The sequence below is a fragment of the Pseudomonas sp. S2_E02 genome (assembly GCF_054668355.1).
Genome location: NZ_CP162761.1, coordinates 116,758 through 131,191, shown reverse-complemented (window position 1 = coordinate 131,191; position 14,434 = coordinate 116,758). Strand labels below are relative to the sequence as shown.

At 63.2% G+C, this 14,434-nt stretch carries 5 protein-coding genes; all 5 read right to left on the bottom strand.

Annotated elements, in window-relative coordinates:
• Positions 1-7,824, bottom strand: a complete 7,824-nt coding sequence (locus AB4O01_RS00500; protein WP_460090306.1) for an amino acid adenylation domain-containing protein — start codon at positions 7,822-7,824, stop codon at positions 1-3.
• A complete protein-coding gene (locus AB4O01_RS00495; RefSeq protein ID WP_460090305.1) occupies positions 7,821-11,222 on the bottom strand; it encodes an amino acid adenylation domain-containing protein in 3,402 nt (1,133 codons plus the stop codon). The genes AB4O01_RS00500 and AB4O01_RS00495 overlap by 4 nt, the downstream gene beginning before the upstream one ends.
• A 178-nt stretch (positions 11,223-11,400) precedes the next feature.
• On the bottom strand, positions 11,401-12,384 hold the full coding sequence (locus AB4O01_RS00490) for a TauD/TfdA family dioxygenase (RefSeq protein WP_099758494.1): 984 nt from the start codon (positions 12,382-12,384) through the stop codon (positions 11,401-11,403).
• Positions 12,385-12,423: 39 nt separating this feature from the next.
• Positions 12,424-13,164, bottom strand: a complete 741-nt coding sequence (locus tag AB4O01_RS00485; RefSeq protein WP_093431927.1) for a thioesterase II family protein — start codon at positions 13,162-13,164, stop codon at positions 12,424-12,426.
• 72 nt (positions 13,165-13,236) lie between these two features.
• Positions 13,237-14,409: an MFS transporter gene (locus AB4O01_RS00480; RefSeq protein WP_460090303.1), complete on the bottom strand. Its 1,173-nt coding sequence runs from the start codon at positions 14,407-14,409 to the stop codon at positions 13,237-13,239.
• Between the last annotated feature and the right edge of the window lie 25 nt (positions 14,410-14,434).

The following is a 14,434-nucleotide window of genomic DNA, read 5'->3' as shown; positions in this document are numbered from 1 at the left end:
TCAAGAAATCAGTTTTTCCAGATCATCGAGGGATAGACGTTTGAGGGCCTCCAGGGATTTAGCCAATTCATCCTGAACGGGCGACATTTCGACGCGCAGAGCCTCGATTCGCGCGCAGAACGCCTTGAGGGTATCGGTTTCGAACAACTCTTTAAGCGGCACCTTGTCGCCCAGACGTTCCTTGATCCGGGTCACCACCAGCGTGGCCAGCAACGAATGCCCGCCGAGCTGGAAGAAGTTGTCCGCGAGGCCCACCTGCTCGACCTCCAGCACCTCCTGCCAGATCGTCGCCACAGCCCACTGCAAATCGCTTTGCGGCGCCTGATAGTGCTGCTGCGTCGGGCCGTCGCCCAAGGCCATCAGCGCCTTGCGATCGAGCTTGCCGTTGGGGGTCAGCGGGATGGCGTCGATCAGGTGCAAGTGGCCCGGCACCATGTGCGCCGGCAAGCGACTGGCCAGGGCATTGCGCAAGCGTTCCGCCAACACCGGTTGATCGACCACAGCCTGCGCCGCCACCACATAGGCGTGCAGGTGTTTGCCGGCGGCACCGTCCTGCGCGAGCACCACGGCTTCACGGATCTCATCCTGCTCCAGCAGTCGCGCTTCGATTTCGCTGAGCTCGATACGGAAGCCGCGAATTTTCACCTGATGGTCGGCCCGGCCGATGTACTCGATGTTGTCGTCGCCGCCCTGACGCACCAGATCGCCAGTGCGGTACAGGCGCTCGCCGTTGCTGGCGTACGGGTTCGGCACAAAGCGCTCGGCGGTCAGTGCCGCGCGCAGCAGATAACCCCGGGTGACACCGGCACCGCCCAGGTACAACTCGGCAGGCACGCCGCTCGGCAGTACTTGCAACTGGCTGTCGAGCAGATAGGCCACGGTGTTCGGCAATGGCCGGCCGATGTTCGCCTGCCCCTGCGGGGTGCGCAGGGTGAAGGTCGAATAGGTGGTGTCTTCCGACGGCCCGTAGAGGTCGTAGACCTGTTGCACCGACGTGCTCGCGTACAACGTGTCGACCAGGCTTTGCTTGAGCGGTTCGCCGGCCAGGTTGATGGTCGCCACCGAAAGCGGAATCTGCCCGGCCCGTTGCAGCGCGGCAATCGCCGACGGCACCGTGTTGATCAGGGTGACCTGTTCGCGGGCCGGCAAATCGGCCAGCGCCAGCGCATTGTCCGCCAACACTAGGCAACCCCCGCAAGCCAGGGTGACGAAGATCTCCCAGACCGACAGGTCGAAGCAGATCGACGTCGACGCCAGCACGCCACGCAACTGTTCTTCGCGATAGACCCCGGCCGACCACTGAATCAGCGCCGACAGGTTAGCGTGGGTGATCGCCACGCCTTTCGGTTTGCCGGTCGAGCCCGAGGTGTAGATGACGTACGCCAGATTCTGCGCAGTGACATTCACCAGCGGCGCAGTTGCCGGGAACGAACTCAACGCACCCTCGTCCACCAACAGCACCTGCGCGCTCAAGGTTTCAGGCAACAGCGCCAGTGCGGCCGGTTCGGTGATCAGCACGGCGGCGCGGCTGTCATCGAGCATGTGCAGCAAGCGTTCCTGCGGGTAGTCCGGATCCAGCGGCACATACGCGCCACCGGCCTTGAGAATGGCCAACAACGCCACGAGCATATCTGGCGTGCGTCGCATGCACACGCCGACGCGCACTTCCGGCCCTACGCCCAGTGCCTGCAGCTTGTGCGCCAGACGATTGGCCCGAGCATCGAGGCTTTGGTAATCGATCTGTTGTTCGGCGAACAGCACCGCATGCGCTTGCGGTTGGCGCTGCACTTGCGCGGCGAGGTGTTCCAGCACCGTACGCGCGTCCGTTGCCGTGAGGTCAGCCTTGCCCCAAGCGATGGCTTGTTGACGCTGCGGTTCTGCAAGCAATTGCAACGCACCCAGCGGCAGAGAAGCATCGGCGAGGAACTGCGTCAGCAGGCTCTCCAGTTGCGCGCTCAAACTGCTGATTGCGGCCGCATCGAAACTGGCCCGGTCGTAACTGATCCCCAGGCTCAGTTCACGCCCGGTGACCGCCACCAGCGTCAACGGGTAGTTGGTCTGTTCCTGACGACGAATCGCCGAGAACGTCAGACCGGTGGCCGGGCCCTGTTGCAGCGCTTCGGCCATCGGGTAGTTTTCGAACACCAGAATGCTGTCGAACAACGCGCCGTTACCGGCACCGGCCCAACGCTGAATGTCGTAGAGCGGCGTGTGCTCGTGTTCACGCAGGGCCAGATTGACGTCCTGCACCTGTTGCAGCCACTGGCTGACGGCGATCTCGGCGGACGGCGCCGCGACCACCGGCAAGGTGTTGATGAACAGACCGATCTGCTGCTCGACACCCGGCAAATCCGTCGGACGCCCGGCAACCGTGGCGCCGAACGCCACATGGTCCTGCCCGGTGTAACGCTGCAACAGCACCAGCCACGCCGCTTGCACCAAGGTGTTGAGGGTGACTTTCTGCTCGCGGGCGAAGCGGTTCAACTCAGCGGTCAAGGTCTCGCTGAATACATGCTCGTGATCGGCGTAACCGCTGGCCGCGTGCTGCCCGCCCGACACGGCACTGGCCAGACGCGTCGGCTCATCAAGATCAGCGAGGGCCGTCGTCCAGAAATCACGGCTGGCCTGCTGATCGCGCTGACCCAGCCATTCGATGTAATCGCGATAACGCCCCTGCCCGGCCACCGGGGTCATGCCGGCATACCGCTGCAGCACTTCGCCGAACAACTGCGAGGTGCTCCAGCCGTCCATGAGGATGTGATGGCAGGTGTAAATCAGGTGATGCGTGGCCTCGTCGGTGCGCACCAGCGTCACCCGCAACAGCGGCGCGCCGGTCAGGTCGAAACCGTTGGCCAAGTCCTCGCCGGCCAGTTGCTCCAGCGCCGTGCCGAGGTCAGCACGACCGCGCCAGTCCTGCACGCGCCATGGCATCTGCGCACTCTGACGCACCACTTGTACTGCGGCGGCAGCGTCTTGTGGCCAGACAAATGCCGTGCGCAGGATCTCGTGGGCATCAACGGTTTGCTGCCAGGCCTGACGGAAACGCTCGACGTCGAGTTGTTGCACATCCACACGCAATTGATTGGTGTACGCCGGGCTGTCCGGATCGTTGACGCTGTGGAACAGAATGCCCTGCTGCATCGGCGACAGCGGATAGAGGTCGACGATGTCGCGGGCCGGGATCGGCAGCGCCGACAGTTGTGCCTGGGTCAGCGTTGCCAGACTGAAGTCCGACGGCGTCACAGCCACCTCGCCACTGTCGCAGCAATGTTCGATCAAACGCTCCAGCTCGCGACGATAGGCTTCGGCCAGCGCCGCGACGGTTTCTGCGCGATACATGCCGCTGCCGAAGGTCCAGGTCAATTCCAGCTCACCGCCGTAGACCTGACCGTCAACGCTCAGCCAGTTACCCAGCGGCGCTGCCGCGTCCTGATTGGCGCCGGTGCTTTCGCCGCTTGGCACGAACAGCGCACCCGCGTCGGCGTTGAACGCGCCGTCGAACTGGCCGAGGTAGTTGAAGGTCACGCGCGGCTGCGGCAATCCCTGCAACTCGGCGGATTGGCTCAGATAACGCAGCACACCAAATCCGATGCCTTTGCCCGGCACCGCCCGCAGTTGTTCCTTGATCGCGCACAGCGACTCACCCGGCGTCGATTCAGGGGTCAGGCGCACCGGGAACAGGCTGCTGAACCAGCCCACGGTGCGGCTCAGGTCGATGTCGTCGAACAAGTCTTCACGACCATGACCTTCGAGCTGAATCAGTACCGAAGGCTGTTCGCTCCAGTCACACAACACCCGCGCCAGCGCCGTCAGCAACAGGTCGTTGATCTGCGTGCGATACGCCGCTGGCGCCACTTTTAGCAGTTTGTGCGTCAGCGTCTGTCTCAAGCGCGTGCTGACCCGGGCCGCTTGTGCGCGGGTCTGGGTGTCCTGCGGGAAATCCCGTGGCAGTTGCGCGTCGCCCGCCGCCAGGGTTTGCCGCCAGTAGGCGCTCTCAGCGGCCAGCGCTGCGCTTTGCCCGTAACGGTGCAAATGCTCCGCCCAGCTGTGCAGCGAGCTGCTTTTGCCCGGCAAGACCAGCGGCGTGCCCGCCGCCAGCGCAGTGTAAGCGTGCTGCAGATCTTCCAGCAGAATGCGCCACGACACACCGTCGACCACCAGGTGATGGATAACCAGCAACAGGCGTTGCTCAGCATTCGGCAGGTTCACCAACACCGCCCGCACCAAGTGCCCTTGTTGCAGATTCAGACTGCGCTGGGCCACATCGGCCAATGCCGGCAAAGCATCCAGGCTGTCCAGCTCACGCACCCACAACAGCTGCGGATCACGCTGAGTCTGCGGCATTGCCTGCAACACGTCGGCGGACGCCTGGAAGCACAGCGTCAATGCATCGTGCTGTTCGATCAGCGCCGCCAGCGCTGTGCGCAGATGCGCGGCGTCGAGCGGCGTGGTCGGCTGCAACATCACCGACTGGTTCCAGTGCTGACGCTGGGCAATCGCGGTTGCGAAGAAACGTGCCTGAATCGGCAACAGCGGCAACGGTCCGCGAGCGACCGGTGCCGCCGCGACGGCTTTGGCTTCGATCAACTTGGCCACCGCAGCCAGTTGGCCGATGGTCTGTTTTTCGAACAGTTGCTTGGGGCTCAGCTTGATGCCCTGGCGTTTGGCCCGGGCAATGATCTGCAGGCTGAGGATCGAGTCACCGCCCAGTTCGAAGAAGTTGTCGCTGCTGCCCACGCGTTCAAGCTTGAGCACATCGGCCCAGATCGCCGCGAGTTTTTCTTCGACTTCACCCACTGGCGCGACGAAGTGCTGAGTCACCACGCCCGGCACCGGCAAGGCACGTTTGTCGAGCTTGCCGTTGGCGGTCAGCGGCAATGTTTCCAGCAGCACAATCTGCGCCGGCACCATGTAATCCGGCAGGCACGCCTGCAATTGCTCGCGCAGCGCCTGCGCCTGCATGGTCCGCCCCGCCGCCGGCACACACCACGCGACCAGTTGCAGACGCGTCGGGTCGTCATCCAGTGACAGCGCCAGCACCGCCGCTTCACTGATGCCGTCGAGGCCCAGCAACACCCGCGCGACTTCCGCCGGCTCCACGCGATAACCGCGCACCTTGACCTGATCGTCGGCACGGCCGATGAACTCCACCGTTTGCTGACGATTGCGGCGTACCCGGTCACCACTGCGATACACCCGCGCACCCGGCGCGCCAAACGGATCGGGCAGGAAGCGCTCGGCCGTCAGCCCCGGCTGATTCAGGTAGCCCAGCGCCACGCTGTCACCACCGATGTACAACTCGCCAGCCACCTGATCGGCGACGTTGTTCAGCACATCGTCGAGCACGTAAACGTGAGCGCCGGCCAGTGCGCTACCGACCGGTACGCTGCGCGTCAGGCTCAGATCACCGACTTCATGGGCCAGCACGCCCACCGTGGTTTCACTCGGCCCGTAGTGGTTGATGAGGCGGCAGCCCGGTTTGAGCTGGCGCACGCGCTCGACCAGCACCGGCGAGCACGCTTCACCGCCGACAATCAACGCGTGTTCCGGCAGCACGTCGGCAGCCCGCGCGGCCTGCAACAACGCGGCCAGATGGCCGGGAACGATTTTCAGCATGCCCACTTGATGCGCGGCCATGTACTCGGCAAAGCGGTCCGGATCGAAGCCCAATTCTTCCGGCAAGACATGCAACAGGCGCCCGGAACACAACGCACCGAAGAGCACGGTAAAGCCCAGATCCGCAGCAATGGTCGAAACCAGCGCCATGCTGCTGTCCGCCGTCGGCGCCATCCGCTCCAGCACACCGCGCACATAACTGCCCAGCGCACCGTGGCTGACCAGTACGCCTTTCGGTTGCCCGGTGGAACCGGAGGTGTGAATCACGTACGCCGGTGATTGCGCGCACAGCGTCACGGCTGGGCAAGTGTCCGGCATTGACTGCCACTGCAACGCTGCAAAGGCGATGCCCTGACAGCCATCGACCGCCAGCGCGCAGACACGCGCATCGCCTTCGGCGCACAACAGCAGCCGTGCTTTCGCAGCGCCGAGCATCTGCTGCAAACGTGCGTCCGGCGCCTTGACGTCCAGCGGCATGTACACCGCGCCCGCCTTGAAGATCGCCAGCACACAGGTCAACCAGTCCAGCGAACGCTCCATCAGCACCGCCACTGGTTGGCCGTCGCGCACGCCTTGGGCGCGCAAATGATGGGCCAGTCGATTGGCCGCCTGATCCAGCGCCTGAAAACTCAAGGCCTGATTCAGGTCGCGCGCGGCCAGTGCTTCGGGCTGGCGCGCGACTTCACGATCCCAGTGCTGCAACACCAACAACGCCGGTTCGGCGTGTGCCGGGAGCGGCGCTGGCGAGATCAACGCAACACGGTGCAACGGTGCCTGCGGCGCTTTCAGCAATTCGCTGAACAGACCGAGCAAGGCCGGCACGAAAGCTTCGACGGTCTGCGGGCGATAGAGATCGCTGGCATAAGTCATCTGGCCGTGAATCAGCGTGCCGTCATCGGTGATGTCCAGCGCCAGATCGAAGTGAGTGCCGTCCTTGTCCAGCGGATATTCGGCAACAGTCAGCCCTGGCAAAGCCATCGCGCGCTGTTTCTGCATGCCGACGTTCTGGTTGAACTTGGCCTGGAACAGCGGGTTGTGGCCGAGGGTGCGTTCAGCCACCAACTCGTCCACCAGTTGCTCGAACGGCAACTCCTGATGCGCCTGCGCGCCGAACGAAGCTTCACGCACCCGCGCCAGCAAATCCTCGAAACTGCCGCGCTCATCCACCTCGCAACGCAGCACTTGGGTGTTGACGAAAAAGCCGATCAGCCCTTCGACTTCAGCACGACCACGGTTAGCATTTGGCACGCCGACGCGAATGTCGCGCTGCCCGGCCTGCCGCGACAGAAACAACGAGAACCCGGCCAGCACCAGCATGAACAGACTGATGCCCTGGCTGCGGGCAAAGGCATTGAGCTGCAGGGACAGCGGCGCACCGAAATCAAAACTCAGGGTCTGGCCTTCGAAGCTTTGCGTCAGTGGCCGGGCGAAGTCCGGCGCCACTTCCAGCAGCGGATGCTCTTCACCCAGTTGCTGGCGCCAGTAATCGAGTTGACGCTCGCCCTCGCCGGCTTCCAGCCAGCGGCGTTGCCAGATCGCGTAGTCAGCGTATTGCAGCGCCAGCGCCGGCAATTGCGGTTCGCGTTCGAGGCTGAAGGCCTGATAGCTCTGGACGAATTCCTTGACCATCACGTCCATCGACCAGCCGTCAGAGACGATGTGGTGCATGCTCACCACCAGCACGAATTCCTCGTCGGCCATGGCAAACAGACTGGCGCGCAGCAGCGGCCCGTGGCGCAAATCGAATGGTCGTGCGGTAACGGTCTGCACCTGTTGCGCCAACGCTTGCTCGCGTTCTGCTGCCGGCAAGCCCGTCAAGTCGATGCGCTCCACGGCCAGCGGTTGCTGTGCAAGGATCACCTGATGCGGCTGATCACCGTCAGTCTGGAACACCGTGCGCAGGACCTCATGGCGCGCCACCAGATGATCGAACGAACGCTGCAGTGCCACTTCGTCCAGACGCCCGCTCAGGCGCAGGCCGGCGGCCATGTTGTAGGCGGCGCGTTGCGGTTCGAGTTGCCAGAGAAACAGCAGGCGCTGCTGAGCGAACGACAACGGAATCGGCGCGACATCGTGACGACTGACCGGCAGCGGCAACAGGCTGAAGTCCTTGCCATCTTCGCGCAACTTGGCCAGAAACAGCCGACGCTGTTCCAGCGGCAAGCCGACGAACCTCTTCGCGATACGTTCCGCCATGGTGCCGCTCATACTTCTTCTCCTTCCAAAGCATTCATGAACTGATCCATGTCGGACCAGTCGTCGTTCGTTGCGCCGTCAGCCAGTTGCGCCAGCACGGCGGCCAGCTCGGTCAGCAGCGGTTTCTCGAACAGGCTGCGCAGCGGCAGCACCACGCCCAATTGAGTTTTGATGCGCGCGATCACCTGCGCCGCCAGCAACGAATGGCCGCCCAGTTCAAAGAAGTGATCGTCCAGACCGACCCGCGAAACTTGCAGGACATCCGTCCAGATCTGCGCCAGTTGTTGTTCGGTGACTGTTTGCGGCGGGCGATAGTCGCCGTGCAGTTGACTCGGATCCGGCGCCGGCAACGCCTTGCGATCGAGCTTGCCGCTGGGTGTCAGCGGCAGGTTCGCCAGCAACAGCAAGTGGCCCGGCACCATGTAGTCCGGCAAATGGGCTTGCAGGGCAGCGCGAATTTGCTGACGGAACGCCGCTTGCGTCGCGGCGTTTTCGAGCGTGGCGTGATCGGCGACTACGTAGGCCACCAGTTGCTGGCCGCCGCTGAGCGGCACCGCCAGCACCACGGCTTCGCGAACGCCAGGGCATTGCTGCAGGCGCGATTCGATTTCGCCCAGCTCGATGCGGAAACCGCGAATCTTCACTTGATGATCGACCCGACCGATGTACTCCACGGCTCCGTCAGGTCGCAAGCGCGCGCGGTCACCGGTGCGGTACAGGCGCTGGCCATCGGCAAACGGGTCGGCGATAAAACGCTCGGCGCTGAGCATCGGCTGGCGGTGATAACCCCGCGCCAGGCCCGGACCACCGATGTACAACTCACCCACCGCGCCTTGCGGCAGCAGGTTCAAATCATCGTCCAGCACGTATAAACGCCGCGCGTCGAGACCGTGGCCGATCGGGATGCCGCGCCACGACACCGCGTCCGCCGTCAATGCCGTGCAATCGTGAATGCTCGACACCACCGTGGCTTCGGTCGGCCCATAGGTATTTAGCAAGCGCACATGGCCCAAACCGGCTTGTTGCCACAGGCGCAAACCGTCCACCGCCATCGCTTCGCCACCGACGTGAATCTGCCGCAGCGCACCGAAGCCGCTCGGTGGATTAGCGGCATATTCCTGCACCAGCCAATACCAATAAGCGGCCGGCAAGTCGGCCAGGGTGATGCCGTGATCGACAATCACTTGATGCAACGCCGCGCTGTCCCACAACCGCGCATCGCGCAGGACGACTGCGGCGCCGTGGCACAGCGGCGGGAAAAACTGCTCGACAAAGCCGTCGAAGCTGCTGGTGGCGAACTGCAGAACGCGATCGCCTTCGCGCAGGTCGCTGTAATCAATGGCACGGGCGATGAACTCGCTCAGCGCGCCGTGGCTGACGGCGACGCCTTTCGGGCGCCCGGTGGAACCGGAGGTGTAAATCACATAGGCGAGGTTTTGCGCGGCGACCGTCACCGGCAGATTGTCGGCCCGATCACTCTCGGCCAGTTGCTCCAGGCACAGGCAATCGACGCCATCCAGATCCGGCAGGCTGGCGAGGCTTTCGCGATCGGTCAGCAACAGTTTCAAGCCACTGTCATCAAGCACATGGCGCAAACGTTCGGCCGGGGTTTGCGGATCCAGCGGCACGTAGGCGCCGCCGGCCTTGAGCACCGCCAGCAATGCCACCGCCAGTTCCAGCGAGCGCCCCAGCGCCACGCCGACCAGCACGTCAGGGCCGACACCGCGAGCGCGCAACTGATGGGCCAGACGATTACTGCGGCTGTTCAACTCGGCATAGCTGAGTGCCGGCGACGGCTCGGTCGTCAGAATCACCGCCGCTGCCTGTGGCGTGCGCGCTACTTGCGCTTCGAACAGGCTCTGCACGCTGGCGAACACAGGTTCTGCTGCGGTGGCCTGAATCAGTTGTGCACGTTCCGCCGCCGCCAGCAGTTCGATTTCGCCGACGACTTGCTGCGGATCGCGGCACACGGACGCGAGGATGTTGCGCCAATGCCCGGCCATCGCGGCAATGGTCGCGGCATCAAAAATATCGGTGGCATACGTGAAGGCCGCGAACAATTGCTCGCCCTCCTCGCGGGTGTCGAGCATCAGGTCGCTGGTGGCGGCATGTTGGCGACCGCTGCCGGCCAATTGCTCCTCAGTCAAATAGCCCACCTGCAAACCGGACTCCAGTTGCACATCGTGCAAGTCGGTCACCAGCGGCTGGTGGTTGAACATCACCTGGAACAACGGGTTGTGGCTTTGGCTGCGCGCCGGTTGTAAGGCTTCGATCAAGGCATCGAACGGCAGATCCTGATGAACCTGAGCACCGAGCGCGGCCTGACGCAGGCTCTGCAACAGATCGGCAAAACGGGTTTGTGCGGTGACTTCACTGCGCAGAATCTGCGTGTTGACGAAGAAGCCGATCAGCCCTTCGGTTTCGCTGCGGGTGCGGTTGGCAATCAGCCCGCCGACGCGAATATCGGTCTGGCCGCTATAGCGATGCAGCAACGTTTTGAACGCGGCCAACAGCACCACGAACAGCGTCACACCTTGGCGTTGCGCGAGGCTTTTCAGCGCTTGGCGCAGCGCTGCGTCGATCACCGTTTCCAGACGCGCGCCCTGATGACTGGATTGCGCCGGATAGGCACGATCGGTCGGCAGCTCAAGCAGCGGATGCTCGTCGCCCAATTGCGTGCGCCAGTAATCCAGCTGACGTTCGCGCTCACCGGCCTCCAGCCAACTGCGTTGCCACAGGGCGAAATCGCGGTAGTGCACGGTAAGTGCCGGCAATGACGGCTCGCGCCCCGCCACCAGAGCATCGTAAGTGCGCATGAATTCATCGATGAGAATGTTCATCGACCAGCCATCGGCGATGATGTGGTGCAAGGTCAGCAGCAACACATGCTCCTGCTCGGCCAGGCGCAACAGGCGCAGGCTGAGCAGCGGACCGTTCTCGAGATCGAAGGCCTGAGCGGCCTCCGCCATCATGTGCTGTTGCGCCAGCGGCCAGCGCTGGGCCTCGGGCAGCGCACTGAGATCGGTGATCGGCAGTTTCAACGGCTGCGGTTCGGCGACGCGCTGAAACGCGCGCTCACCTTCCTGACCGAAGGTGGTGCGCAAGCACTCGTGCCGCGCCGCCAGCAGACTGAACGCCTGCTCCAGCGCCTGTGCTTGCAGATCGCCCGTCAGGCGCACCGCCATCGGCAAGTTGTAAGCGGCACTGTGCGGGTCCAGTTGCCAAAGAAACCACATCCGCTGCTGGGCGTACGAAAGCCCGTCGCGCTCGGCGATTCCGTCACAGGCAGTCATGGGAAGCTGCGCAAAATCGATGCCCTCACGGGCCATGCCGGCGAGGAACAAACGGCGTTTGTCCTGTGGCAGTTCGATAAAGCGACGGGCTAGTTTCTGGGCGTCTGCGGCATTCATGCATGGGGTCCTTGCTGATCGGCGGCGTGACCAGGAGACCCGGTCGTATCAACAAGAACGAATGACAAACGTGATGATTTAGCGCGCTGGCGCAACAGCGGCCCGACGCTAGGCACACAAACGCCGAAGCCGGTACGAGACCGGCTTCGGCTGCTTTACCACCAGGCGTGGGGATTGCTCAGAGCGGCCCCTGTGAATGCCCTTCAGCCATGGCGACAATCACTTTGCGCGGCCCCTCGAATGGCGAACGCGCGTGCGCCGAGAGCATGTTGTCGAGCATCAGCACATCGCCCTCCTGCCAGGGAAAACTGATCGCGCACTCATCGAGCACCGCGCGAATCTGCGCCAGCACCTCGTCTTCAATCGCCGAGCCATCGCCGTAATAGACGTTACGCGGCAAGTCCTCTTCGTCGACGATATCGAGCAGGCTTTCGCGCACTTCCGCTTGCAGATTGGAAATGTGGAACAGGTGCGCCTGATTGAACCAGACGTTGTCGCCGGTCACAGGATGCACCGCCACCGCCTGACAAGTCTGGCGAGTACGCAACTCACCGTCGTCCTTCCATTCGCAGACAATGCCGTGGGCCTTGCAGTAGGCCTCGACGACCTCGCGATCGTCGGTGTTGAACACGTCTTCCCAAGCCACATCCAAGCCGTTGCCGAAGTTGCGCACATACATCAGCCCTTTGCTGACGAAGCGCTCGCGAATCGCCAACGGAATGCGCCGATAAACTTCACGGCTGTCGGCAATCGGCGTCTCGCCGCCGGACTTAGCGGCGATCATGCTGTAGAACCAGATCTTCATCGGCCAGTCGCGGGAATAAGCCTGCTCGTTGTGCAGCGGAATGCTCTGGTGCGCCGGGTATTCGGTGGAGGTGTACACGCCCTGCGTCACGTTGGTGCGCGGCGTCGAACCGAATTCATAGTTCAACAACGGATGGCCAAAACTGGCCGCAAACTGCCGGAACTGTTCGGCACCGTTCAGACGGAAGCCGCGAAACAGCACCCCGCCGTCGCGCAGCAGATGCTCGTCCACCAGTTCTTTCAATTCATCGAACACCGCCAACAAGTCAGTGTCCGCATCGGTCGCTTCCACCAACAACGGCAAGCGCCCCCGTTGCGGCAGCAGTGGCCGAACGGAAAATCCCACAGCAACAGCCATGACTGGCCTCCTGTAATCACTCGATAGGTGAACCGCGCGCTAAAACGCCGGTGCCGTAGCCTGCGCATGACGGCGCTGATGGACTTCCAGATGGGTCTTGATCGTGCGAATGACCCGGGCTTCGTGTTCATGAATGAAGAAATGCCCACCGGTCATCATGTCCACGGAGAAACTGCCCAGGGTTTCCTTGCTCCAGCCGATCAGTTGCTCGGTGGTCGCGCGGTCTTCCTTGCCGCCCAGCACGTGCACCGGACAATTGAGCAAGGAACGCTGCGCCGGCGTGAAGCGCCCGCACATCATGAAGTCGGCGCGCAGCACCGGCAGGGTCAGGCTCATCAGTTCTTTGTTAGCCAGCACTTCTTCGCTGGTGCCCTGAAAAGTGCGCAGCTGATCGATCAATTCCTCATCGCTGCGCGCTTCGGCAAAGCCGCGATCGTAGTCACTGCGCATCGTTGGCGCAGCAGTACCGGAAGCGAACAACGCCACCGGTTCCGGTACTCCGAGTTCGCGAAAGGCATGCGCCATCTCGCACGCCAGCAGCGCGCCGAGGCTATGCCCGAACAGTGCGTAAGGCGTCTGCAAGCCAGCCTTGTGCTCGCGGGCCAGTTGCCGGGCCAGCGCACGCATGTCGATTTGCAGGGGTTCGTCGAAACGGGCACCGCGCCCGGGCAGCTCCACCGGTTGCAAGTGCAGCCACGACGGCAGTTGGCGCCGCCAGCGGCTATAGACCATGGCGCTGGCGCCCGAATAGGGCAGGCACAGCAGTGTCAGCTTTGTCACCGCGTTTACCTCAATAGGGTTATCTGTAAAAGAGAACGGATGAGATAGCGCGGGAATTAGTCGGTTAGCCGATCACTTCAGATGACGGAAACTCTGCACCGCCGATGCGAGGACTACCGCCCCGGCTGCAATCGCCAGCCAGAAGCCGCTGCGCGCGCCGAAGGCATCGACCAGTGCGCCTGCGCCGGCGGCGCCCACCGCCACGCCGATACTCAAACCGGTCACCAGCCAGGTCAGGCCTTCAGTGAGCTTGGCCGGCGGTACGATGCGCTCGATCAACGCCATCGCCACAATCAGCGTCGGTGAGAAGAACAGCCCGGCGACGAACACCGCCACCGACAATCCAACAATATTGCTCGCCAGCAACAGCGGCAATGTGGTCACCGCCGTCGCCACTCCACCGTACAAAAACAGCTGCGGCAACGGCAACTTCGAGCGCATCGCACCGAACGCGATACCGGACAGGAAAGAACCGATTCCGTACACCGACAACACGATGCTCGCCGCCGCCGGCTGCCCCTGTTGCTGGGCGAACGCGACGCTGACCACATCAATCACACCGACGATGACGCCCATGGCGGTCATCAACAACAGCAGCCATTGCATGTCCGTGGAGCGAATGATCGAGCCTTGATGGTGTGGCTCATGCGGATGCACCGAGGGCTCCGTGCTGCGCTGGGCGACAAACGCGGTGACGCCGACCGCCAGCATCAACAGTCCCGCCAGTGGTCCGGCCTCGGGAAACAGCGTCACGCACAGCCCCACCGACAGCGGCGCACCGACGATAAAGCAGACTTCATCGAGTACTGACTCCAACGCATAAGCCGTCTGTAACTGCGGCTGGCCACGATAGATCTCCGTCCAGCGCGCCCGCACCATCGCCGACATGCTCGGCATGCACCCGGCCAGTGCGGCAAAGATAAACAGCGTCCAGTTCGGCGCCTGCAACCGCGTGCACAGCAGCAACATCAGCAGTGCCCCGCCGCCGATCAATGCCGATACCGGGAGAATTTTTCGCTGGCCATAGCGGTCAACCAGACGCGATACCTGCGGCGCGCAAAACGCTGTGGCCAGGGCAAAGGTTGCCGCCACCGCGCCGGCCAGCGCATACCCGCCCTTCAACTGCGACAGCATGGTGATCACGCCGATACCGGTCATGGAGATCGGCATGCGCGCGATCATTCCGGCCAGGACAAAATTCCGTGCGCCGGGGGCGTTGAACAATTCGCGGTAGGGGTTTGCCATGGACTGCAGCCTCATCAAGGGCCGC